We start from the raw sequence: 20804 nt of genomic DNA on the forward strand, positions 1-20804 counted from the left end.
CGGAAGAAGGGCGGCACACCGTACCGTGAGAGAATGGCCGCATGCTGCGCGGCGACGGAACCCTCTCCCACGATCTTCTTCCCGGCGAAAAAGGACCCCAGGACGCCTGCGGCGTCTTCGGGGTCTGGGCGCCCGGCGAGGAGGTGGCCAAGCTCGCCTACTACGGCCTGTACGCACTGCAGCACCGAGGCCAGGAGTCGGCGGGCATCGCCACGAGCGACGGCCGCCGGATCAACGTCTACAAGGACATGGGCCTCGTGTCCCAGGTCTTCGACGAATCCACGCTCAACACCCTGACCGGGCACATCGCCGTCGGCCACTGCCGCTACTCCACCACCGGCTCCTCGCACTGGGCCAACGCACAGCCGACCCTCGGCGCCACCGCGGCGGGCACCGTGGCCCTTGCCCACAACGGCAACCTCACCAACTCGGCCGAGCTCCACCAGATGATCCTCGCGCGCCACGGCAAGCCCCGCGCCGGCGAGATGGCGCAGGGCAACACCACCGATACCGCCCTCGTCACCGCGCTCCTCGGCGGCGACGACGACCGCTCGCTCGAGCAGACGGCCCTGGCGCTGCTGCCGAGCATCCGCGGCGCGTTCTGCTTCGTCTTCATGGACGAGGGGACGCTCTATGCGGCCCGCGACACCTACGGCGTCCGCCCGCTCGTCCTCGGCCGGCTCGAGCGCGGCTGGGTGGTCGCCTCCGAGCAGGCGGCGCTCGCCACCGTCGGCGCGAGCTTCATCCGGGAGATCGAGCCCGGCGAGTTCATCGCGATCGACGAGGACGGCGTGCGCAGCAGCCGCTTCGGCTCCCCCACCCCCGCCGGCTGCGTCTTCGAGTACGTGTACCTGGCGCGGCCCGACGCCGCGATTGCCGGGCGCTCCGTGTACGAGGCCCGCGTGGAGATGGGCCGCCAGCTGGCCCGCGAGAACACGGCCGAGGCGGACATCGTGATCCCGGTCCCCGAGTCCGGGACGCCCGCCGCCGTCGGCTTCGCCGAGGAATCCGGCATCCCCTTCGCCCACGGCTTCGTGAAGAACGCGTATGTGGGCCGCACCTTCATCCAGCCCAGCCAGACGCTGCGCCAGCTCGGCATCCGGCTCAAGCTCAACGCCCTCGAGTCCGTCATCCGCGGCAAGCGCATCATCGTGGTGGACGATTCGATCGTCCGCGGCAACACGCAGCGCGCCGTCGTCCGCATGCTGCGCGAGGCCGGCGCCGCCGAGGTCCACGTCAAGATCTCCTCGCCGCCCGTGCGGTGGCCCTGCTTCTACGGCATCGACTTCGCATCCCGCGCGGAGCTCATCGCGAACGGCGCGGCGATCGACGAGATCAGCAAGTCCGTCGGCGCCGACAGCCTCGCCTACATCTCCGAGGACGGCATGATCGACGCCACGCAGCAGCCCCGCGAGCGCCTCTGCACGGCCTGCTTCACCGGGACGTACCCCATCGAACTGCCCGGCGACGACCGCCTGGGCAAGAACCTGCTCGAGCGCCTCGACCCGGCCGACCGCTCCGGCGCCGTGGGCTGCGACCCCGGGCCGGACGCCGAGTTCGAAGCCGTACTGACCGACGACGACAAGAAGGAGCGGGTATGAGCGCGCCCAACCCCATCACGTATGCCAGCGCAGGAGTGGACGTCGAAGCGGGAGACCGCGCCGTCGAGCTCATGAAGGACGCCGTCCGTGCCACGCACGGCGAGCAGGTCATCGGCGGGGTGGGTGGTTTCGCGGGGCTCTTCGACGTCTCCCGCCTCCTCACCTACACGCGCCCGCTGCTCGCGACGTCCACCGACGGCGTGGGCACCAAGGTCGCGATCGCCCAGGCCATGGACATCCACGACACCATCGGGTTCGACCTCGTGGGCATGGTCGTGGACGACATCGTGGTGGTCGGCGCGGAACCGCTGTTCATGACGGACTACATCGCCTGCGGGAAGGTGGTCCCGGAGCGCATCGCGGACATCGTCCGGGGCATCGCCGCCGGCTGCTCGGTGGCCGGCACCGCCTTGGTGGGCGGGGAGACCGCGGAGCACCCGGGGCTGCTCGGCGAGCACGAGTACGACGTCGCGGGGGCCGCGACCGGCGTGGTCGAGGCGGACCGCGTCCTCGGTCCCGAGCGGGTCCGGGCGGGCGACGTCGTGATCGGCATGGCCTCCTCCGGCCTGCACTCCAACGGCTACTCCCTCGTCCGCCGCGTCATCAACCAGGCGGGGTGGTCGCTGGACCGGCAGGTCTCCGAGCTCGGCCGGACGCTCGGCGAGGAGCTGCTCGAGCCCACGCGCGTCTACGCCTCGGACTGCCTCGCGCTGGCACGGAACGACGCCGCGCAGGTGCACGGCTTCAGCCATGTCACCGGTGGCGGGCTCGCGGCGAATCTGGCCCGGGTGCTGCCCCGCGGACTGGAAGCCACCGTGGACCGCTCCACCTGGGGCCTCCCCCCGATCTTCACGATCGTCGCGCAGCTCGGTTCCGTCCCGCTGCCGGACCTCGAACGCACCCTCAACCTCGGCGTCGGCATGGTCGCGATCGTCGGGGCCGCGGGCGCCGACACCGCCCTGGCGCAGCTGAATGCGGCGGGTGTCCCGTCCTGGGTCATGGGCAGCGTGCAGGTCGCGGGCGGCGGGAGCACCGACGGACCGGACTACGTCCAGGGCGCCAAGGGCGTGGACGGCGGCTCCGTGCGGCTCCTGGGCGCCTACGCCTCCTGATCCCGTCACTCCCGACGACGAAGCCCCTGCCCTCCGGAGAGGACAGGGGCTTCGTCGTGCTGCCGGGAGTGCCGCGGACCGTCAGGGCTTCCCGGGCTGCTTGCGGGTCACGACGACGTCGAACGAGCCGGTGCGGGTGTTGCCCGCCTCGTCCGTGGCGGTGCAGGTGACCGTCGTGACACCGATGACGAAGCGTGAGCCCGGTGCCGGATCGCAGTCCAGCGGGACCGCGCCGTCGAGGGTGTCGATGGCGGACGGCAGGGCGTACTTCACCTTCGCGCCGCTGGCACCGTTCGAGACCGCCTGCACATCGGACCGGTCCGCGATCCGGGGCGGCAGCACGTCGGCCGGCCGCGCGGGCAGGCGTGACGGATCGACGATGCCCCAGTAGGCCGGGGTGGCCTGCAGCTCGTCGTCGAACGGGAGGGGCTGCTCCCAGGGCCGGGCCATCGGCCAGGTCCGCAGCCAGGTGCGGGCGTTGCTGATGCCCCAGAAGGTCACCGAGTCCACGGACTCGTCGTGCTCCCGCAGCATCGCGAACAGGTCGCGGTAGTAGTAGCCCACCTCGGCCGCCGCGTCCGCGTCGTCCTCGAACGCCGGACTGTACGGGTCCTGCGGGGCACCACTGACATCGGCGCCCTGGTTCTCCGTGGAGGCGTTCACGTCGAGCTCGGTGATGGCCTGCAGCAGCTCCGGGTTCAGGCGCTCCACCGCCACGATGGAGTCCTCGAGCCACTCCACCGGCCGGGCGACGTCCACGTGGGCCTGGTGGCCCACCCCGTCGATCGGCACGTCGCGTGCCTCGAGCGCACTGATCAGCGAGAGGTAGTCGGCGCGCTTCTCCGGCATCTCGGTGTTGTAGTCGTTGATGAACAGGGCCGCGTCGGGGAAGTAGCGGTCGGCGAGGCGGAAGGCCTCGTCCACGAACCCCTCGCCGAGGACCTGGAACCACCGGCTGTCCCGCATGTCGTGCGGGTTGGCGGTGCCGCCGTCGGCGATGACCTCGTTGACGACGTCCCATGCCCAGACGGGGCTGTCCCCGTCGGGGTAGCGGGCGTCGATGTGGTCGGCGATGCCCTTGATGTGGGCTTCCATGCGGGCCTTCAGCAGCGCCTGGTCGGCGGGGCTGTCGGTCAGGTCGCGTGTCCCGTCCCTGAAGAACCAGGCCGGGGTCTGCGAGTGCCAGGCCAGGACGTGCCCGTAGACCTCGACGTCGTTCGCATCGGCGAAGTCCAGGAGCTGGTCCAGCTGGGTGAAGGCGAACTGGCCCTCGACCGGCTGCACGCTCTCCGGCTTGCCCGCGTTCTCCGGGGTGACGGCGTTGTAGTGCTGCCGGAGGAGGTCGGCGGCCGTCCCCACGGTCTCGCGCGCGTCGATGGCCACCCCGACGTGCTCGATCCCGTCGACCCCGAGGACGTCCTTCAGCCCCGGCAGGTCCGTCTGGACGGGCTTCTCGACGATCGGCGCGAGGCTGAAGTCGTCGAGGAGGAAGTCGGTGCCCACCGGGCCCTCGACGTACACCTGGGCCCTGTCCGCCGCGGCCCCGAGCGTGTAGGTGCCCCTGAGCTGTGTCCAGCCGTCGGCCGAGACGGTCGCCGCGGCGCCGGCCACGCCCTCGTAGGCGCTTCCCGCACCGTTGTCGCGCTGCACGGAGACCTTGAGGGAGGCGGGAGCCTCCCCCGGGGCGAGCTTCGCCCACACGGAGACCTCCACGGCCGTGCCCACGGGCAGTCCTGCGGTCACGTCGAGGGCGGCACCGTGCCAGGGCTGCGTGCGGTCGGTGACGAGCAGGCTGCCCGTCCCGGTGCGCGCGTCGGTGCCGGGGGTGACTCCGACGCCGTCGCCCCGAGCCGTCCAGCCGTCGGCGCCGGTCTCGAAGCCGCTCGTGATCGTCGTGGCGACGCCGGCACCGCCGCGTGGGAGGGTGAACGTCCAGCCCTCGGCGAGCTTCTCGTTCACGACCGTCGTCACGGCCCGGACCGTGGTGGTGCGGTCCCCGCCGCCGTCGTGCGCGAGCACCACGGCGCCGGGGGTGAACGCCCCGCGGAGGTTCGCCGTGAGGGTGGCCTCACCGAGGTCGTTGCCGTCCCAGTCGGCGATGACGTTCCCGAGGCCGAGCGGCTGCATGCCGAGTGCTGCGGCCACCTCGCCGGTGGAGCCCCAGCTGCCGTTGGGTGCCCTGAAGTACGGCACCTGCAGGGCGGGATCGCCCGCGGCGTCACGGATGATGCGCAGGTTCTCCTTGAGGTCGGCCTCGATCTGCGCCGGGCTCCACGATCCCATGTCCGCGAAGGACGTGCCGTGGTTGCACAGCGTGTGCCCCTCGGCGACGATGCGCCGCAGCAGCGCCGCCCCGCCGTCGGCCTGCACGTTCTGGCCGATGACGCAGAAGGTCGCGGTGATGCCCTTGTCCTTCAGGAGGTCGAGGACAGCGGCGGTCTCGCCCGGGTTGGGGCCGTCGTCGAAGGTGAGGGCGACGGCGTTCCCGGCGCCGCGGGCTGCAGCGAGAGGGGTGGTCGAGGGGTTCGTGGCGCCGCCCGGGACGAAGGCGGGATCCGGGGTGGGCTGCCAGGCGCCGCCGTCGCCCGGCCCGGCGGTGCCGGTGATCACGACGTCGTCCACGAGGTAGTCGTACGGTGCACCGAGGTCTCCCGTTCCGAGGTAGGCCCGCAGCGTGGCCGGGTCCGCACCGGCGGGGGCGGTGAACGTCCCGCTCACGGTGGTCCACGCATCGGCGGAGACCGTGGTGTTCCCCACCCAGCTGTACGCGGGTTCGACGACGAAGCGCGCCGACGTCGTCGTCCCGGCTGCGGCGAGCTTCACCTGCGCGGAGAAGGAGTAGGTGCCACCGGCCTGCAGGAGGGCGGCCGGCGTCTTCACGCCGTCGTAGTCGTTGGTCCTGCCCTTCACCAGCAGCGCCTTGTCGCCGTCGGCGTCGACCACCGACAGCGTGGCTCCGCCGTTCTGGACCAGCGGCCCGAAGGCGCCGTCCTCGAAGTCCTCACTGAGGAGCACCGCGGGCTCCTCGGCGTTCGCCGCGGGCAGCGCCAGGGCGCCGGCTCCGGCCACCAGGCCGACGGCCGTGGCGCCCGCGATCAGGCAGCGTCGTCCCATGGTTCTTCCTGTCCTGTGGTCCATCACGGATCAGCGGTTGCCGCGACCGGGGGACGCCTGCTCCAGGGTGTCCTGCAGCGCGTAGTAGGCGGGCTTGCGGGTGAAGTCGTTCCACATGACGGTCGCCTCGCCCTCGCCGCTGAAGAACACGGGCACCCACGAGTACTTGTCGGTGAAGCCCCAGATGGTGAAGGAATTGCACTCGTCGACACTCACGCACGCGTCCAGGGCGCGCTGGTAGTAGCTCGCCTGCGTCGCGAGCTGGGCGTCCGTCGGCGAGGACCCCGCCGCGACGTCCATGCGCACGTCGATCTCGGTGATCGCCGTCTCGAGGCCCAGGTCGTCGAAGCGCTGCAGGTTGGCCTGCAGGTCGCCCGGGAAACCGTAGCGCGTGCTCAGGTGGCCCTGGATGGCGAAGCCGTCCACCGGGACACCCTGTGCCTGCAGCCGCGGGATCAGTTCGAGGTAGGCGTTGCTCTTCGCGTTGATGCCCTCCACGCCGTAGTCGTTGAAGAACAGCGTGGCCTTGGGATCCGCCTCGTGCGCCCAGCGGAACGCATCGGCGATGATCTCCGGGCCGAGCTCGCGGATCCAGATGTTGTCCGTGGTGCGCAGGGTCCCGTCGTCGTTGAAGATCTCGTTGGCGACGTCCCACTGCTGGATCTTCCCCGCGTACCGGCCCACCACGGTCTGGATGTGGTCCTTGAGGATGGCGCGCAGCTCGTTCTTTGTGAAGTCGCCCTCCTCGAGCCAGGCGGGGTTCTGGCTGTGCCAGAACAGGGTGTGGCCGCGGACCACCTGCTTGTTCTCCTGGGCGAACTGCACGATCGCGTCCATCTCGGCGAACCGGTAGGTGCCCTGCTCCGGGTGGACGAACTCCCACTTCAGCTGGTTCTCGGGTGAGACCGAGCTGAACTCCGCCGCAAGGCCCTCCCGGTACTCCTGGTCGAAGGTGAAGGGATCCGGGTAGGGCTGCGTCTCGTGGTGGCCGCCGCCCGCGACGGCCGTGCCGACCTCGAGGTCCTGCGGGGCCACCCAGCGGAGGGTGTCCTTCTTCTCGATCCCGTGGGGGCGGGGCGGCTGGTGCTGCGCCGCGAGCGCGGGCGCCGCCGCGGGAAGGACCATGGCGGACGCGAGGACTGCCGCGGCGATGGATGAACGAACCTGCATGAGCTCTCCTTTGAGGTACGTGAGGAACGGAGCCGATCCCAGCGATCGAACGTTTCCGGAAGTTTCCGGAAATACCGTTGCTGTAGGTTAGGAACACCGCGTCGGGAAGGTCAAGGGTGCGGTGGTTTTCGACCCCGGAGATGCCCTGCTGCAGCGTCGGGGCTTCCCCAGGAGGACGCCATGCAGGACAATGCCCACCCCGCGGTGACGATCTCCGCTATCGCCTCCGCGGCGGGCGTGTCGGTCCCCACGGTGTCCCGCGTCCTCAACGGACGATCCGACGTCGCCCCCGCGACCCGCGAGCGGGTCGAGGTCCTGCTGCGGGAGTACGGTTACCGGCGGCGCGGCGCGGGGCGGCCGGCCGCGGCCGGCCTGGTGGACCTGGTGTTCAACGATCTCGACAGCCCTTGGGCGGTCGAGATCATCCGCGGCGTCGAGGAGTCGCTGAACACGGAGGGCCTGTCCATGGTGGTCTCGGCGATCCACCGCCGCGGCGGCAGCGACTCGACCCGCAAGTGGCTCGACACCCTGGGTGCTCGGGCCAGCGACGGCGCCATCCTCGTCACGACGGACCTCGATTCCTTCCTGCATGCGGAACTGCAGCGCCTCAACCTGCCCCTCGTCGTCGTGGACCCGGCCGGTGTACCCGATCTCGAAGTGCCGACCATCGGGGCGACCAACTGGACGGGCGCCGTCACCGCGACCGAGCACCTCCTCCAGCACAACCACCGCCGGATCGGGTTCGTCGCCGGCCGCCCGGGGCTCTGGTGCAGCAGGGCGCGCCTCGACGGCTACCGGGCGGGGCTCGACGCCGCCGGTATCGCCGTCGACCCCGAGCTCGTCATCGGCGGGGACTTCGACTACGCATCCGGATTCGCCGCCGGAACGGAGCTCCTCGCGCGGACCGAGCGGCCCACCGCGATCTTCGCGGCCAGCGACCAGATGGCCCTCGGGGTGTACGAGGCGGCCCGCCAGCAGGGGCTGCGGATCCCGGACGATCTCAGCGTGGTCGGCTTCGACGACCTCCCCGAGGCCGGCTGGGCCTCTCCTCCCCTCACCACGGTGCGCCAGCCCCTCTCCGAGATGGGGAGCCTCGCGGCCCGCACGCTCGTCCGCCTCATCCGCGGCGAGGCGGTCGAGAGCCCGCGGATCGAGCTCTCCACGCGTCTCGTCCAGCGGGCCAGCGTCCGCGCACTGCATCCCTAGGGTGCTCGGGGCAAGGACGGCACCATGCTTGACTCTGGGCTCAAACCTAATATGTTTGTAACGGCAACATATTAATCACACACACTTCCTGGAGCACTCAATGACGATCGAGCCCACCCGCGACGACAAATTCTCCTTCGGCCTCTGGACGGTGGGCTGGGAGGCCCAGGACCAGTTCGGTTCCGCGACCCGAGCCCCCCTCGACGTGGTCGAGGCCGTCAACCGCCTGAGCGACCTCGGCGCCTACGGCATCACCTTCCACGACAACGACCTGTTCCCGTTCGGCTGCTCGGCGGCGGACCGCCAGCGCGAGATCGACCGGCTCACCGGGGTGCTGAAGTCCACCGGCATGGTGGTCCCCATGGTCACCACCAACCTGTTCAGCCACCCGGTCTTCAAGGACGGCGGCTTCACCAGCAACGACCGCGGCGTCCGCCGCTTCGCCCTCCGCAAGGTCCTGGACAACATCGACCTCGCCGCCGAGCTCGGCGCCAAGACGTTCGTCATGTGGGGCGGCCGCGAAGGCAGCGAGTACGACGCCGCCAAGGACATCCGCGGAGCCCTCGAGCGCTACCGCGAGGCCGTGAACCTGCTCGGCGACTACGTCACCGACAAGGGCTACGACATCCGCTTCGCGATCGAGCCCAAGCCCAACGAACCGCGCGGCGACATCCTCCTGCCCACGCTCGGACACGCGATGGCCTTCATCGAGACCCTCGAGCGCCCCGAACTGGTGGGCATCAACCCGGAGACCGGCCACGAGCAGATGGCGGGCCTGAACTTCACCCACGGCATCGCGCAGGCCCTCTACCAGGGCAAGCTGTTCCACATCGACCTCAACGGCCAGCGCAGCATCAAGTTCGACCAGGACCTCGTGTTCGGCCACGGCGACCTGCAGAACGCGTTCTCGCTCGTGGACCTGCTGGAGAACGGCGGCCCCACGGGCGGCCCGTCCTACGACGGACCGCGCCACTTCGACTACAAGCCCAGCCGCACCGAGGACATGGACGGCGTGTGGGACTCGGCGGCCGCGAACATGCAGACCTACCTGCTGCTCAAGGAGCGCGCCGCCGCGTTCCGCGCCGACCCCGAGGTCCAGGCCGCCCTCACGGCGTCCCGCGTCTCCGAGATCAACGAGCCCACGCTCAACGAGGGCGAGGGCTACGAGGCCCTCCGCGCCGACCGCGCCTCCTACGAGGACTTCGACGCCGACGCCTACTTCAACGGCAAGGGCTTCGGCTTCGTGAAGCTGCAGCAGCTCTTCATCGAGCACCTGCTCGGAGCCCGCTGACCCATGGCCCTCGTTGCCGGCGTCGACTCCTCGACGCAGAGCTGCAAGGTCGTCGTCGTCGACACCGTGACCGGCGCCGAGGTCCGCACCGGCCGTGCCCTCCATCCGGCGGGCACGGCCGTGGACCCGGAGGCCTGGTGGAGCGCACTGCGCGCTGCGCTGGAGTCCGCGGACGGCCTCGGGGCCGACGTCGACGCGATCTCCGTCGCGGGCCAGCAGCACGGGATGGTGCTGCTCGGCCATGACGGGAGGGTCCTCCGGGACGCCCTGCTGTGGAACGACACCCGGTCCGCGGACGCCGCCCGGGACCTGATCGGCGAACTGGGCCTCGGGGAGATCGTCGCCCGCACCGGGTCCGCCCCCGTGGCGTCCTTCACCGGCACCAAGGTGCGGTGGGTGCGCGACGCCGAGCCCGACGTCGTCCCGGCCATCGCCGCCGTGGCACTCCCCCACGACTGGCTGACCTGGCGGCTGCGCGGCTTCGGCCCGGAGGGCGAGTCGCCGCTCGGGCCGGTGCTGGAGGAACTGGTGACCGACCGCTCGGATGCGAGCGGCACCGGCTACTGGAGCCCCGCGGCGGACGCGTACGACCTCGCATTGTTCGAGCACGTGCTCGGTCGTCCGGGCCGTGAGGCACGCCCGGACCACGGAACCCCGGGAGAGGAGGCCCGCCCGGGCGCGGTGGTCCTCCCCCGCGTGCTGCAGGCGGATCAGGCCGCGGGCGTGGTCCACGGCTCCTTCACCGCGTCGGGTGACGGTCGCATCGTGGTCGGCGCGGGCGCAGGAGACAACGCGGGGGCCGCCCTCGGGCTCGGTGCGGAGGAGGGCGACGTCGTCGTGTCCCTCGGCACCAGCGGCACGGTCTTCGCCGTCGCCGCCGACGCCGTCGCGGATGGCACCGGGACCGTCGCCGGGTTCGCCGACGCCAGCGGGCTGTTCCTGCCGCTGGTGGCCACCCTCAACGCGGCGCGCGTCCTGTCCTCGGTGGCGGAGATCCTCGGCGTGGACCATGACGGCTTCGCGGAGCTGGCCAGGGCTGCCGGGCCGGGCTCGGACGGCGTGGTTCTCGTCCCCTACTTCGAGGGAGAGCGCACGCCCAACCTCCCGACGGCGAAGGCCAGCTTCCACAACCTCAGCATCATGTCCGCCACGCGGCCGAACCTGGCGCGGGCGGCCATCGAGGGCATGCTGTGCGGACTGGCCGACGCCCTGGACGCGGTGCGGGCCACGGGGGTGCAGCCGCGCCACCTGCTGCTGATCGGTGGCGCCGCCCAGAACGCGGCCGTGCAGGAGGTGGCGGCGCAGGTGTTCGACCTCCCCGTCCGCGTCCCGGCCCCCGGCGAATACGTGGCACGGGGGGCAGCGGCCCAGGCCGCATGGGCCCTGACGGGCTCGCGGCCGTCCTGGACGCTCGACACCGTGGAGGACCGCGCCGTCGATCACCGGCCGGTGATCCGGGAGCAGTACCGGGCGGCGGTGGGGTCCCTCCGGCTCTGAGGTCCCCTGGAACGACGAGAGGCGCCACCCGACCGGGTGGCGCCTCTCGCTGTCCGTGGTGCGTGCCTGCTACACGCCGGCGCGGTGGTCGATGCCGACCTGGTCGACCTTGCGGTGGAAGCGCATGCCGGCCTTGCCGCCGAGGATCGCGGCGATCAGCGGGACGAGGACGGCGATGGCGAGGCCGATCAATCCGCTCGTGGTCAGCGCGCTGCCGTCCACGGGGATGCTGGGCGCACCGTTGAGGTCGGACAGCACATTGAACCGGTCACCGGCGACGACGGCGAGGATCGCCAGGACGATTGCGACGATGATGCCCCACAGCCAGACGGCGAGGCCCTGCTTGGCGCCGTCGAACCGTGCCATGCGGCCGGCGACGTAGCCGCCACAGTAGTAGGCGACGAACAGGATGACCGCGAGGACGATCCCGCTGACGATGCCGATGGTCCCGGCGTTCTCGGTGGCCTGGTTCGCGGCGTCGCCTGCCGTCCCCGACCCGGAGGCCCCGATGCCGACGCCGATCGCGGTCGCGAGGGCGCTGAGGATGACGGTCAGGCCGATCGCGGTGAGCCAGCCGAAGAAGGCCGACCCGAACTTGATGCCGCCGAACTGCTCCTTCTCCGCGGCCACGACGTCGTTGCGGCGCCCCCTCGGGGTGCTCGCGCCCGCTGTGTTCTCTGCTGCCATGATGCTGGTCCTCTTCGATAGTGGGGTGATCCTGCCACCCGCGGCTCGCGCCGGAGGACAACATGATCAGTCTACTTACTATCGTGGGTCACATCGATGCCGGCTGCAACCCGTCTCTACGGGTCGACGCGCGGCGTGCGGCTCAGCTAGCGTGCGGTCTTCTTCGCGGGGAGTTCACCGCTGGTGATGAGGTGGTCGGCGACGTCCTTCAGCTTGGTGTTGCTGCGCTGGCTGGCCATCGACAGGACGAAGAACGCCTGGTCCCCGGTCACCTTGTGGCGTTCCATGAGGATGCCCTTGGCCTGGCCGATGGCATCCCTCGAATCGACGGCTGCATGGAGTTGCCGGCTCTTCTCGGCCTCGGCGAACGCCACGGCGGCATGGGAGGCCACGAGCAGGCCCACGTTCTCCGACTCGTCCGTGAACGCGTTGGCCTCGTACGAATAGAGGTTCAGGGCCCCGAGGTCGTCACCTTCGACCCACAGCTGGATGGACAGCATACCCTTGGCGCCGGCCTCGGTGGCCCGCTGGGCGAAGAGCGGCCACCGTTCCTCGTGCGCCATGTCCGGGACCCGCACCGTCCGGTGCTCGTATGCCGCTTCCAGGCACGGGCCCTCCCCGGTCTCCATCTGCAGCGCATCGATCCGCGCCGGAAGATCCCCGGATGCGCCCCGCGAACCGACGTTCTTCCGTCCGATGACGACGCTGACTGAACCTTCGTCGACCCCGGGGATCAGTTCGAGGGCCGCGTGGACGAACCCGGCGAGGACCGCGTCCGAGTCCGGTTCCTGCTGCAGCGATCGGGCGAGCTCGGCCAGTTCCGTGGCGAGATCACGCTCCCGGTCGTTGTCGCCGTGATGCGACGACGGCTTGCCCCGACGTTCGCTGGAATCCTCACCCGTCACGGGGCCCTCTCCTGTCGCCGGATCCTCACGGACGCGGCCTTCATTGTGCTCAGTCATAGCAATCATCGTGCCAGACGGAACGAACCGCACCCACCACCAATCATCACGGCCGGTCCGGTCCGTCCGCCACATGGTCGTGGTAGAGCCGGTCCGCGGATCACCCGGTCCGACGCCGCTGGAGGAAGCCGGCGATGGCGGTTGCCACGGCGCCGGCGGCGCTGTGATGGGCGGCGTGGGGTGCGCCGTCGATGGTGGCCGCTTCGCCCCGCCGCGCTGTGCGTGCGAGCCGGTCCGACCAGGCGGCGCCGGCGACGACGTCGCGTGAACCGCGCAGCACGAGCACGGGCTGTTCCACCCGGGGCAGCCGGTCCTCGAGCGGATAGCTCATCGCGAGTCCGAGCTGGGTGACGTACCACCGCGGGCCGCACCGCAGGACGTCCAGAAACTGGACCGTGCTCAGCAGCGGCTTCTCGAAGACGGAGTTGATGCCCAGCCTCAGGGCCTGCTGGCGGGCGGTGCGGCGTTCGGCGTCCACGGCGGCTCCGATCAGCACGAGATGGGAGACCAGGTCCGGGCGTTCGATGGCCAGTTCCGTCGCGCTCTGCGCCCCCATGGAATGCCCGACGACGACACAGGACGACGCACCGGCCTCGTCGAGGAGTTTCCCGATGAGCTCCGCCGTACCCTCGTTGGTCGTCGCGTGCGCCGGTCGCCTCGTCCATCCGTACCCCGGCAGGTCGATGAGGTGCACCTCGCCGTAGGCGGAGAGGAGGGCGCCGAGCCGACGGAAGTACCGGTGGGACATGCCGATGCCATGAATCAGCACGAAGACCGGCACGGATGCCCCGCCGTCGGGCTCGGTACGGCCGGCGGACGAGCCGTGGGCGTCGGGGTAGGAGCGGCACTGCCGGTCCTGCACCGTGACGCTCCGCATCTCGATGACCTCCCCGGACGGGCGCGGCCCCGGCGGGTAGGTACGCACCGTGCGGGTGCGATGGGTGGGCGTCAGCCCTTCCTGCCGGGGGGCATCGGCCTGCGCCGACTCCCGGAACCGTTCCCCCCGATCGGGGAGGGATGCGAGGATGGCGGCCGCGATGTCCATGGCGCCTCCCCTGTGCGCGGCATGCGGCCGGCCCGTGAGTTCGACCAGGCGTCCGTGCCGTGCCGTACGGGTGAGTTTCTCGCACCAGTCATGGCCCGAGATGATGTCGAGGGTGCCCCGGACCACCAGGACGGGGCAGGTGACCAGGGGCAGCCTGTCGTCGAGGCGGTACCCGAGCATGACCGGCAACTCCTTCAGGTACCAGCGGATCCCGCATCGCGCGTACGCCGATCCGACCATCAGGTTGTTGACCGGGGGTTCGACGAGCGTGTCCGCGGCGAGCATGAGGGCGTGCTGGACCACGGAACTGCGTGCGGAGTCGGTGACCGGCCCGATCAGCACGAGCCGGGAGACGAGATCGGGCCGGCCGATGGCGAGCTCGGTCACGAACTGGGCACCCATCGAGTGGCCGACCACCACGCAGTCCTGCACGCCCTCCTCGTCCAGCACCCGGGCGATGACCGCCGCGTACGCCTCGACGCCGAGCTGATGGTCCGGAGTGGGCGTCCCGCCGAAGCCGGGAAGATCCAGGACGAGGGTGTCGCCGTGCCCGATGAGCGTGCGCTGCAGCCTCTCGAAGTAGCGGTGGGACATCCCGAGCCCGTGCACCAGCACGAAGAGCCGGCGCGGGGACCCCGGGTCCGGTGCCTGCCGGGCGCGATGCACGCGGCAGGTCAGCCCGCCGCGCACCGGCAGGGCTGCGACGTCCGCGGTACCGGCAGCGGCGCTGTCATCGAGGGTGGGAGTGGGGTGCATGGGATTCACGGTGGTCCAGTGGGTCGGGATCGGTGGCTCAGGGGCGGCGGTAGCGATGGAGGGTGGGGCAGTCGAAGGGGTCGCGGGCGGCGAGGCCGACGCGGTTGAGGTAGGTGATGACGGCGGTATAGGAGGCGGTGACGCCGACTTCGGTGTAGGGCACGCGGAGGCGTTCGCAGTGCTCCTTCACGATGACCGCGGCGCGGCGCAGGTGCGGGCGCGGCATGTCGGGGAAGAGGTGGTGCTCGATCTGGAAATTCAGTCCGCCGAAGGCGTTGTTGATGAAGGAACCGCCGCGGATGTTGCGGGAGGTCATCACCTGTTTCTGGAAGAAGTCCAGGGTGCTGTCCTTCGGCACCACGGGCATGCCCTTGTGGTTGGGGGCGAAGCTGGCGCCCATGTAGAGGCCGAAGACGGCCAGTTGCACGCCCAGGAACGCGAACGCCATCCCGACGGGCAGGAACCAGAAGAGGATGCCCAGGTAGGCGCCGAACCGGGCACCGAGGAGGGCCAGTTCGGCCCACCGGCCGGGGATGGTGCGGCGGGCGAAGAGGGTGGCGATGGAGCGGGCGTGGAGGTTGATGCCCTCCAGGGTGAGCAGGGGGAAGAACAGGTAGCCCTGGCGGCGGGTGATCCAGGCCTGGAGGCCGCGGGCCTTCGCGGCGTCCTCCTCGAGGAAGGAGATGGTGTCGACCTCGATGTCGGGGTCCTTGCCGCGGGTGTTGGGGTCGTTGTGGTGGCGGGTGTGCTTGTCCATCCACCAGGCGTAGCTGATGCCCACGACGCCGGCAGCGAGGATCCGCCCGGACCAGTCGTTCGCGCGACGGCTGGCGAAGATCTGGCGGTGGGAGGCTTCGTGGGCGAGGAACGCGACCTGCGTGAGCAGGATGCCGAGGACGGCGGCGACGAACAGCTGGAACCAGGTGTCGCCCAGGAGCGCGAAGCCGGTCCAGGCCACCCCCATGGCCAGGGCCAGGACTGCGAACACGCTGATGTAGAAGCGGCGCCGCCGGGTCAGCAGGCCTTCCTTGCGGACCTGCTTCAGCAGCACCGAATATGACGCCACCACGTCGTTGGGCCGTGACAGGCGAACAGAACGCGGGGCTGCTGCCGGCGGGGAGGGCGGGACGGCGAGATCGCTCATGGGTGTCCTTGGCGGTCGTGATGGGTGCTGGGTGGGTCGGTGTCGGCGGTGGCGCCGACCGGTGGCCGTCAGGATCGAGCGGGCAGGGGCGCGGGATACAGGTCATCCCCGTGCCGGAGGACCTCCGACACGGGGATGACGATGCGGGCTATGCGCTGTAGTGCTCGCGGCTTCCGGACTTCGCCAGTCCACGGGCCACCATGTAGCCGATGGTCAGGTACGTGATCAGCTGCATGGCGTCACGGCCGTCGAAGATGTCATCGCCGCCGCCCTCGCCATTACCCACCATCACCGAGGTGACGATCGTGGCGAGGACCATCGCGATGTAGGCGAAGAACTCGGTGGTCTTGGTCGAGGCCTTCGTCTCGGTCGAGCGGCGGGTGTCGGCCGCGTGATCACCGGTGTTGGTGTTGTTGGAGTGGGTGTTGTTGTGCGCGTTGGTGTTAGCCAAGAGATGCTCCTGAAATGTAAGGGGGCCGGTGTACGGCGATGGACGCCCTGATCGGGCTCGTCCATGGGTGTGTGAGCCGGAAGATCCGCAGTGTTCTCTACGGCCGCTCTACACCCACAACGCTACGGCCTGCGATCCGAAATAGCAAGACGGCTTAGTATTATCCGGATCGTTCCACCAGCACCCCCGGTCAAAAGGTAAGCTAGCTTGCAATAAGTGTCCGCCCGGGGCTTTTCCGGTTCCCCGGTGGTGTTTTCAAGAGCACGGACATGACTCGTTTCCCGGTCGAAGCCTGAGCAGGCATTGAGATGACCTCACAGACCCAGCAGCACAGCGCCTGGCTCGCAGCGCATCACGCGGAGCTGACCGCGGGCGACCTCTGGCTCCACTACTTCAGCATCGGCGGCTACCTCACGGAGTTCGAGCTGGACGCCTACCTGCACGGCATGTTCCCGATCCCCCAGGGCGAGGGCAATACCGTCGCGCTGGCCCTGAACGAGCTGATCGACGATCTCCCGCGACGGCCCCGGGCCCACTACGTGGTGGGGCCGCCCCCGGACCAGCACCGGCCCGCAGCCCCCTCCAGCAGGAGCCCGGACGACGACTAGGCCCGCGCCTGCCGGAGCGGGCACGGGCCTCGGCCTCGGACGGCTCCCGTCAGAGCGTCGTGACCTGCACGCCGCAGTGCAGCCGGCGCGTGTGGTCCACGGCCCGCGTGCTCCCGGTCAGGGTGAGGGGCAGGGCCGCGCGGAGATCACTGCTCGACGCCCCCAACCGCAGCTCGATCGCGCCCGGTTCGACGATCCGCCCGCCGTCCCGGCCCGTGAAGGACGTGACGTCGGCCGGCACCGTGAAGGCGATCCGCGCCGAGGCCCCCGCGGCGAGGGCCACCCGCGCGTAGCCGATCAGGCGCTGCACCGGGCGTACGACGGACGCCACCGGATCGTGCAGGTACAGCTGCACCACCTCGACGCCGTCGCGCTCCCCGGTGTTCGTGACCGTCACGTGGACGCCCGCCTCGCCGTCGGTCGCGGCGGTGTCCGCGGTGGTTCCTGCGTCCGACCAGGCGAACCCGGTGTAGCCGAGCCCGTGGCCGAAGGCGAAGGCCGCCGTCGGATCGATGTTCGACACCCCGCTCGCCTGCGCGAGCGGTGCGGCCAGATAGGTGGATGGCTGGGCGCCCGGTGATCCCGGGATACTAACCGGCAGGCGCCCGGCCGGGTTGATCCTCCCGCTGAGCACCCCGGCCACGGCGGCCGCGCCCTCCTCCCCGGGGAAGAAACCCTGGACGATCGCGGCCGCGCCGCCCGCAGCCGCTCCGAGCGCGTACGGCCGCCCGGTCAGCAGGACGACGACGACGGGCTTCCCCGTCGCGAGCAGCCCGTCGAGGAGCTGCTGCTGGACGCCCGGGAGGTCCAGCGATTCGGCGTCGCACCCCTCGCCGCTCGTGCCGCGACCGAACAGCCCGGCACGGTCGCCGAGGACGGCCACGACGACGTCGGAGCCCTGCGCGACGGCGAGCGCCTCGTCGAAGCCCGTGGTCGCGGTCCCGTCGATGGTGCACCCGGCGGCGATCGTGATGTCGCTGCCCGGGAACTCGTCCTGGAGCGCCTCCGCGACCGTCGGGATGTCGAGGCCCATCTCGACGTCGGGATGCTGCTCGCCGACGTGCGCCGGGAACGAGTAGCAGCCGAGGAAGGCGCGGTGCGTGTCCGCGTTGGGCCCGATGAGCCCGATGCGGGGTACCGCGGCGAGCGGGAGGATGCCCTCGTTGCGGACCAGGACGATCGACTGCTCGGCGAGCTCGCGGGCGATGGACCGGTTGCCCGGGGAGTCGAGGTCGACCACGGGCGTACCGCCGCCCGCGAGCGCCGACGGGACCGGCGACCAGTCCGCGTCGAGGAGGCCGAGGTCCAGTTTCTGCCGCAGCACGCGTCGGAGCGCACGGTCCACCAGCCCCTCGTCGAGCCGGCCGCCGTCGATCTCGGCGATCAGGTGCTCGCCGAAGGTGTGGATGGTGGGCAGTTCGACGTCCACCCCTGCGGTGAGGGCCGCCCCGGCGGCCTCGCCGAGGGTCGCGGCCACACGGTGGAGTTCCTTGAGGAACGCGATGCCGAAGTAGTCGGCCACCACGGTGCCGTCGAAGCCCCAGGTCTCGCGGAGCAGCGCGGTGAGGAGGGACGCGTCGGCCGCCGTCGGGACGCCGTCGATGTCCGTGTACGCATGCATGACCGAACGCACGCCGGACTCGCGGATGGCCATCTCGAACGGCGGCAGGAGCACATCCGCCCGCTCACGGTCGCCGACGGACACGGGGGCGAGGTTGCGGCCCGCCTTCGACGCCGAGTAGCCGACGAAGTGCTTGAGCGTGGCCACGACCCCGGCCCGCTCGAGCCCCTGGACGTACGCGGTCGCGATGGTGCCGATGAGGTACGGGTCCTCACCGATGGTCTCCTCGACCCGGCCCCAGCGGGCGTCGCGGACGACGTCGAGCACGGGGGCGAGGCCCTGATGTACGCCGACGGAGCGGAGGTCGGCGCCGATCGCGGAGGACATGCGCCGCACCAGGTCCGGATTGAACGTGGCCCCCCAGGCGAGGGGCACCGGGTACGCCGTCGCCTTCCAGGCTGCGAAGCCGGCGAGGCACTCCTCGTGCACGAGGGCGGGGATGCCGAAGCGGTTCGCCGCAATGATCCGCTCCTGCGTGCGCTGCAGGGACAGCGCGCCGAGGCCGGGTTCCACCGGGGCGGTGCCGAAGGGGCGCGTCAGCTGTCCGAGGCCGTGGGGCAGGAGCTCGTCGAGGTCCACGGCCTCGTTCATCTCGTGCTGGTGCGGGGCCACCTCGCCGCCCTCGGTGTTGGCGCCGACCCACACGCCCACCAGCTGGGCGACCTTCTCACGCAGGGTCATCTCCCCGAGCAGGGCCTCGACGCGGTCTGCGGGGGCGGCGGTGGTGTCCTGCCAGGGGGCGTCGTTCAGTGTTGTCTCGGTCATGATCACTTTCCGCCAGCGCCCATGAGGCCCTGGACAAGCGCGCGGCGCGCGAAGAGGTAGACGAGCAGGACGGGCACCATCGAGAGGGTCACCGCGGCGAGCAGCCCCGGGATGTTGATGCCGTACTGGGTCTGGAAGTTGAAGAGGCCGAGGGTCACCACGCGGGTGCTCTCGGACTGGGTCAGGATCAGGGGGAACAGGAAGCCGTTCCACGCCTGGAGGGCGGAGAAGACCGCGATCGTGGAGATCCCGCCCTTGGACAGCGGGACCACCAGCCGGAAGAAGGCGCGCGCGGGGCTCGCACCGTCCATCGCCATCGCCTCGTACAGCTCGCCCGTGATGTCGCGCATGGTGCCGCTGAGGATGAGCGTGCAGATCGGCAGGGCGAACGCCGCGGTGGGGAGGATGACGCCGAGCAGGTTGTCGTAGAGCCCCACCGAGTTGATCAGGTAGAACACCGGGACGATCACGGCCTGCGCAGGGATGGCGAGGCCCAGCAGGAAGAACCGGAACACGAACGACGCCGCCCTGCTCTGGCTGCGCACGATTGCGTAGCTGAGCGGCGGGACGAGCAGCAGGACGATCGCGACGACGCCGACCGTCACCACCACGGTGTTGAGGAAGTACCGGCCGAAGCCGCTGGTGATGGCGTCCGCGTAGTTCTGCAGCGTGAAGCTCGTGGGGAAGGACAGCGGACCGTTGTCGCCGAACTCCTCCCGTGTCTGGAACGTGCCCGAGAGCATCACGTACAGCGGGATCGCGACGATCAGCAGCCAGACGACGGAGCCGATGCCGGCGAGGTAATTGGGGCGGGTCTTCATCACAGGCCTTCCAGCGAGCTGTTCATCTTGTCGTAGCCGGACACCTTGACCACCACGAGGGAGATCAGGGTGGCGACGACGACGAGCACCAGGGCGATCGCGCTGCCGACGCCGAAGTCGAAGCTCTGGAACGCCTGCTGGTACATGTAGAAGGCGGTGATCGTGGTGTCCGTGCCGGGCCCGCCGTTGGTCAGGATGAGCACGGTCTCGAAGGTCGTCAGGCCACCGACCACCATGAGGATGATCGAGGTGATCGCCGTGTTGCGGAGCTGGGGCAGCGTGATGGAGAAGAACTGCCGCACCGTGCCCGCGCCGTCGATCGACGCCGCCTGGTAGAGGACGGTCGGGATGCTTTTGGCCGCGCCCTGGTAGATCAGGGTGTGGAAGGGCGTGAACTGCCACATGCCGACGAAGATCAGGACGCCGATCGCGCCGGCCTGCGTGCCGAGCAGGTTGCCGTCCCCGAAGAGCCAGGGGAGCTGGCCCGGGATGCCGAAGTTCGGATCGAGGAGGGCACGCCACAGGACGGAGATCGCGGCCGAGGAGAGCAGCAGCGGGATGAAGTAGATGGCGCTGAGGACGGCGCGGTTGCGCTGGTTGCCCGCGGCCCACACGCCGAGCAGGATGCTCAGCGGTGTCTGCGTGACGACACCGAGGACGATGAACAGCAGGCTGAGCCAGAGGCTCTTCAGCATCACGGGATCGGCGATCAGCGTCTTCCAGTTCTCGAGCCCCACGAATTCGGGGTCACCGAGGCCGCTCCACGAGGTGAAGGACAGGACGGCGACCGCTGCCAGCGGCACGAGGGCGAAGAGGGCGAAGAAGATGGTGGCGGGCAGGGCCCAGGCGAAGCCGGGGCGCCCCACGGAGGAGGCGCCCCGGCGGGCCGGGCGGCTCGGTGTTGAGCCGCCCGGCGTCGCCTGCCTGCGCGTTGCAAGCGTTGTCATGGTGTG

General features: G+C 70.4%; 16 protein-coding genes. 6 read left to right on the top strand and 10 right to left on the bottom strand.

Features of this window, described 5'->3' with window-relative positions; genetic code table 11:
- Positions 1-41: 41 nt before the first annotated feature.
- Both purF and purM read left to right on the top strand, forming a co-directional pair.
- The gene (purF, locus tag MWM45_RS15065) at positions 42-1601 is read left to right on the top strand and encodes an amidophosphoribosyltransferase (protein ID WP_247827134.1); all 1560 of its coding nucleotides are present in this window, start codon (positions 42-44) and stop codon (positions 1599-1601) included.
- Complete coding sequence (purM, locus tag MWM45_RS15070) at positions 1598-2713, top strand: phosphoribosylformylglycinamidine cyclo-ligase (protein WP_247827135.1); 1116 nt, start codon at positions 1598-1600, stop codon at positions 2711-2713. The genes purF and purM overlap by 4 nt, the downstream gene beginning before the upstream one ends.
- Positions 2714-2794: 81 nt before the next feature.
- Here the strand turns inward: purM and MWM45_RS15075 are convergent, their stop codons facing one another.
- The gene (locus MWM45_RS15075; protein WP_247827136.1) at positions 2795-5827 is read right to left on the bottom strand and encodes an endo-1,4-beta-xylanase; all 3033 of its coding nucleotides are present in this window, start codon (positions 5825-5827) and stop codon (positions 2795-2797) included.
- Positions 5828-5857: 30 nt separating this feature from the next.
- Positions 5858-6997: an endo-1,4-beta-xylanase gene (locus MWM45_RS15080; RefSeq protein WP_247827137.1), complete on the bottom strand. Its 1140-nt coding sequence runs from the start codon at positions 6995-6997 to the stop codon at positions 5858-5860.
- Positions 6998-7177: 180 nt separating this feature from the next.
- On the opposite strand from MWM45_RS15080, the gene MWM45_RS15085 reads away from it, so the two are divergent.
- The 3 genes from MWM45_RS15085 to MWM45_RS15095 all read left to right on the top strand — a co-directional run bounded on the left by MWM45_RS15085 (position 7178) and on the right by MWM45_RS15095 (position 10991).
- A complete protein-coding gene (locus tag MWM45_RS15085) occupies positions 7178-8203 on the top strand; it encodes a LacI family DNA-binding transcriptional regulator (protein WP_247827138.1) in 1026 nt (341 codons plus the stop codon).
- Between the two features lie 100 nt (positions 8204-8303).
- Complete coding sequence (gene xylA, locus MWM45_RS15090) at positions 8304-9494, top strand: xylose isomerase (protein ID WP_043441759.1); 1191 nt, start codon at positions 8304-8306, stop codon at positions 9492-9494.
- Positions 9495-9497: 3 nt separating this feature from the next.
- A complete protein-coding gene (locus MWM45_RS15095; RefSeq protein ID WP_247827139.1) occupies positions 9498-10991 on the top strand; it encodes an FGGY family carbohydrate kinase in 1494 nt (497 codons plus the stop codon).
- A gap of 69 nt (positions 10992-11060) precedes the next feature.
- On the opposite strand, the gene MWM45_RS15100 is transcribed toward MWM45_RS15095, so the two are convergent.
- The 5 genes from MWM45_RS15100 to MWM45_RS15120 form a co-directional block, all read right to left on the bottom strand.
- Positions 11061-11678 carry a hypothetical protein gene (locus MWM45_RS15100; RefSeq protein ID WP_247827140.1) on the bottom strand — a complete coding sequence of 206 codons (618 nt, stop codon included), beginning with the start codon at positions 11676-11678 and terminating at the stop codon, positions 11061-11063.
- A 146-nt stretch (positions 11679-11824) separates the two neighbouring features.
- Entirely contained in the window at positions 11825-12640 is an 816-nt protein-coding gene (locus MWM45_RS15105; protein ID WP_247827141.1) for a GAF and ANTAR domain-containing protein, read from the bottom strand.
- Positions 12641-12740: 100 nt separating this feature from the next.
- A complete protein-coding gene (locus MWM45_RS15110; RefSeq protein ID WP_247827142.1) occupies positions 12741-14441 on the bottom strand; it encodes an alpha/beta fold hydrolase in 1701 nt (566 codons plus the stop codon).
- Between the two features lie 37 nt (positions 14442-14478).
- The gene (locus tag MWM45_RS15115) at positions 14479-15585 is read right to left on the bottom strand and encodes a fatty acid desaturase family protein (RefSeq protein ID WP_247827143.1); all 1107 of its coding nucleotides are present in this window, start codon (positions 15583-15585) and stop codon (positions 14479-14481) included.
- A 148-nt stretch (positions 15586-15733) separates the two neighbouring features.
- Positions 15734-16036, bottom strand: a complete 303-nt coding sequence (locus MWM45_RS15120) for a hypothetical protein (RefSeq protein WP_247827144.1) — start codon at positions 16034-16036, stop codon at positions 15734-15736.
- A 308-nt stretch (positions 16037-16344) separates the two neighbouring features.
- Here MWM45_RS15120 and MWM45_RS15125 point away from each other — a divergent pair, with 308 nt between their 5' ends.
- Positions 16345-16644, top strand: coding sequence for a hypothetical protein (locus MWM45_RS15125; protein WP_247827145.1), 300 nt, complete (start codon positions 16345-16347; stop codon positions 16642-16644).
- Between the two features lie 49 nt (positions 16645-16693).
- On the opposite strand, the gene MWM45_RS15130 is transcribed toward MWM45_RS15125, so the two are convergent.
- From MWM45_RS15130 to MWM45_RS15140, 3 genes are read right to left on the bottom strand one after another with little or no spacing between them, the layout of a single operon-like run.
- On the bottom strand, positions 16694-19030 hold the full coding sequence (locus MWM45_RS15130) for a beta-xylosidase/alpha-l-arabinosidase (protein WP_247827146.1): 2337 nt from the start codon (positions 19028-19030) through the stop codon (positions 16694-16696).
- A gap of 2 nt (positions 19031-19032) precedes the next feature.
- Positions 19033-19851 carry a carbohydrate ABC transporter permease gene (locus MWM45_RS15135; RefSeq protein ID WP_247827147.1) on the bottom strand — a complete coding sequence of 273 codons (819 nt, stop codon included), beginning with the start codon at positions 19849-19851 and terminating at the stop codon, positions 19033-19035.
- Entirely contained in the window at positions 19851-20798 is a 948-nt protein-coding gene (locus tag MWM45_RS15140; protein ID WP_247827148.1) for a carbohydrate ABC transporter permease, read from the bottom strand. Before MWM45_RS15140 ends, MWM45_RS15135 begins: the two co-directional genes overlap by 1 nt.
- Between the last annotated feature and the right edge of the window lie 6 nt (positions 20799-20804).

Origin of the sequence: Arthrobacter antioxidans, from assembly GCF_023100725.1 — a bacterium.
GTDB lineage: Bacteria > Actinomycetota > Actinomycetes > Actinomycetales > Micrococcaceae > Arthrobacter_D > Arthrobacter_D antioxidans.

What these genes read in the sequence shown, in the direction of transcription:
- MWM45_RS15085 (WP_247827138.1), top strand. Translation starts at nt 7,178, where the DNA reads ATGCAGGACAATGCCCACCCCGCGGTGACGATCTCCGCTATCGCCTCC.
- MWM45_RS15140 (WP_247827148.1), bottom strand. Translation starts at nt 20,798, where the DNA reads ATGACAACGCTTGCAACGCGCAGGCAGGCGACGCCGGGCGGCTCAACA.
- MWM45_RS15080 (WP_247827137.1), bottom strand. Translation starts at nt 6,997, where the DNA reads ATGCAGGTTCGTTCATCCATCGCCGCGGCAGTCCTCGCGTCCGCCATG.
- MWM45_RS15100 (WP_247827140.1), bottom strand. Translation starts at nt 11,678, where the DNA reads ATGGCAGCAGAGAACACAGCGGGCGCGAGCACCCCGAGGGGGCGCCGC.
- purF (WP_247827134.1), top strand. Translation starts at nt 42, where the DNA reads ATGCTGCGCGGCGACGGAACCCTCTCCCACGATCTTCTTCCCGGCGAA.
- MWM45_RS15135 (WP_247827147.1), bottom strand. Translation starts at nt 19,851, where the DNA reads ATGAAGACCCGCCCCAATTACCTCGCCGGCATCGGCTCCGTCGTCTGG.
- MWM45_RS15125 (WP_247827145.1), top strand. Translation starts at nt 16,345, where the DNA reads ATGACCTCACAGACCCAGCAGCACAGCGCCTGGCTCGCAGCGCATCAC.
- xylA (WP_043441759.1), top strand. Translation starts at nt 8,304, where the DNA reads ATGACGATCGAGCCCACCCGCGACGACAAATTCTCCTTCGGCCTCTGG.
- MWM45_RS15075 (WP_247827136.1), bottom strand. Translation starts at nt 5,827, where the DNA reads ATGGGACGACGCTGCCTGATCGCGGGCGCCACGGCCGTCGGCCTGGTG.
- MWM45_RS15105 (WP_247827141.1), bottom strand. Translation starts at nt 12,640, where the DNA reads ATGACTGAGCACAATGAAGGCCGCGTCCGTGAGGATCCGGCGACAGGA.
- purM (WP_247827135.1), top strand. Translation starts at nt 1,598, where the DNA reads ATGAGCGCGCCCAACCCCATCACGTATGCCAGCGCAGGAGTGGACGTC.
- MWM45_RS15115 (WP_247827143.1), bottom strand. Translation starts at nt 15,585, where the DNA reads ATGAGCGATCTCGCCGTCCCGCCCTCCCCGCCGGCAGCAGCCCCGCGT.
- MWM45_RS15130 (WP_247827146.1), bottom strand. Translation starts at nt 19,030, where the DNA reads ATGACCGAGACAACACTGAACGACGCCCCCTGGCAGGACACCACCGCC.
- MWM45_RS15095 (WP_247827139.1), top strand. Translation starts at nt 9,498, where the DNA reads ATGGCCCTCGTTGCCGGCGTCGACTCCTCGACGCAGAGCTGCAAGGTC.
- MWM45_RS15110 (WP_247827142.1), bottom strand. Translation starts at nt 14,441, where the DNA reads ATGCACCCCACTCCCACCCTCGATGACAGCGCCGCTGCCGGTACCGCG.